This is a genomic window from Streptomyces sp. NPDC033270, from assembly GCF_055576575.1.
Genome location: NZ_JBVIRA010000029.1, coordinates 107,724 through 109,752, shown reverse-complemented (window position 1 = coordinate 109,752; position 2,029 = coordinate 107,724). Strand labels below are relative to the sequence as shown.

2 protein-coding genes are annotated in these 2,029 nt (G+C 73.0%); both read left to right on the top strand.

The genetic code is table 11. The annotated features are described in order from the left end of the window. Positions 1–138 precede the first annotated feature (138 nt). Positions 139–1,383 carry a D-alanyl-D-alanine carboxypeptidase family protein gene (locus ACZ5XZ_RS32355; protein ID WP_468984585.1) on the top strand — a complete coding sequence of 415 codons (1,245 nt, stop codon included), beginning with the start codon at positions 139–141 and terminating at the stop codon, positions 1,381–1,383. 293 nt (positions 1,384–1,676) lie between these two features. Next, on the top strand, positions 1,677–1,880 hold the full coding sequence (locus tag ACZ5XZ_RS32350; RefSeq protein WP_085922226.1) for a cold-shock protein: 204 nt from the start codon (positions 1,677–1,679) through the stop codon (positions 1,878–1,880). The last annotated feature ends 149 nt before the right edge of the window (positions 1,881–2,029 follow it).

The following is a 2,029-nucleotide window of genomic DNA, read 5'->3' as shown; positions in this document are numbered from 1 at the left end:
ATCCACCCCCACTCCTCTTCTCTTTCCCCCCCCCCCCCCCCCCCCCCCCCCCCCCCCCCCCCCCCGGCGCCCGGTGGCCGGGCATCGGATGGAGTACGCCAACCGGCGCGCGGCCAGGGGCGTTCTTAGCGTGGCCTCATGTCGAGCGTGAGGTGGGTCCCCGTCAGAGTCGTGACCGCGCTGTCGGTTTGTGCCGCGAGCCTGCTGGCCGCGACCGGGCCGGCGCGCGCCGACGGCCCGCACGGCGTCGACGACCTGCGGGCCGGCGCGCACGCCGCCGGGCCGGGCGGCCCCGGGAGCCGGCTGGACCGCCGGGGCCTGCAGTTCCAGCCCCGGCCGCAGGTGTCCGCGCCACCGAAGGTCTCCGCGCTGTCGTGGATGGTGACGGACCTGGAGAGCGGCAGCATCCTGGCGGCCCAGAACGCCCACCGGCCGCTGCCGCCCGCCAGCACGCTCAAGGCCCTCTTCGCGCTGACCGTGCTGCCGAGGTTCTCCCAGCGGGAGGTGCACACCGTCTCCGCCGCCGACCTGACCGGCATCGAGGCGGGCAGCTCGCTCGCAGGCCTGAAGCCGGAGGTGCCGTACCGCGTCGCGGACCTGTGGTACGGCGTGTTCCTGCGGTCGGGCAGCGACGCGGTGCACACCCTGGCCGGTATGAACGGCGGCTGGGACAAGACCATCGACGACATGCAGGAGATGGCGCGGCGCCTGGGCGCACGCGACACCAGGGTGGAGTCCGCGGACGGCTTCGACACGCCGGGGCAGTACTCGTCGGCGTACGACCTGTCGCTCTTCGGGCAGGCCGGCCTGACCAACCCCGACTTCGCCCACTTCGCCTCGACGAAGTGGGCCGAGGTCCCCGAGGGCGACCCCGACGCGTCCGACATGCAGAACACCAACCGGCTGCTGGTTGGCTCGCACGGCGTCCGCCCGTACGACGGCCTGATCGGGGTGAAGAACGGCTATACGTCGCACGCCGGCAACACCCTGATCGCCGCCGCCGAGCGGGACGGCCGCAGGCTGCTGGTCACCGTCATGAACCCGCGGTCCGGCGGCCGCAACGCCGTCTACGAGGAGACCCGCGCCCTGCTGGACTGGGGCTTCGAGGCGGCTCCGCGGGCCGCGGCCGTCGGCATGCTGCCCAGGATGACGCCGGAGGAGCGGGAGGAGGGGCCGGAGCATGTCGCCCACCGGCCGCAGCCGCCCGCCGCACCGTACAAGGCCGCGGTCGCGGCCCAGGCCGCATCCGATGCCGAGGCGCGGCACCGGTGGCTGCTGTCGGCCGCCGCAGGCGTCGGCGCCGTGGCCGTCGCCGGGTTCGGCACGGCGCTGTGGTGGCGTCGGCGCGCACCGCGCGAAGCCGGGGACGGGGAGTCGGACTGAGGCGGCTCCCGCACCGCCGATCGTCGTACATCAGTCCGATGCATCAGGGGTACGGGGGACGTCGGCTGGCCTTGCCCGGTGATGGGCGACGCGTCAGCAACGGTTGTACCGCCCACCGGGCGCCGCTCGGTGTAGCGTCCTGATCAGCTGTCGTGGTTCCGAAGTACCGGGCGCCCGTGTCGCATTCACGGGCGTTCCTGCTGTGCGGTGCGTGTCCGGGCCAAGGCGATCACCTCCGGTTTCCGCGGTACGCGCGGAAGCCGACGCAAGCCCATTGAACGAAGGAGACGTACATGGCTTCCGGCACGGTGAAGTGGTTCAACTCGGAGAAGGGCTTCGGCTTCATCGCACAGGACGGCGGCGGCGCCGACGTCTTCGCGCACTACTCCAACATTGACGCCACCGGCTTCCGTGAGCTGCAGGAGGGCCAGAAGGTGACCTTCGAGGTCACCCAGGGTCAGAAGGGACCCCAGGCGGAGAAGATCCGGCTGGCGTGAGCGCGGCCGCAACGGCACCGGGGGGGGGGGCCGGGGGCGGGGGGGGGGGGGGGGGGGGGTGGGGGGTGGGGGGGGGTGGGGGGGGGGGGGGGGTTGGGGGGTTTTTTGGGGAGAGGGTGGAGGTAACAGCACAACTTATGTTTGAGTAG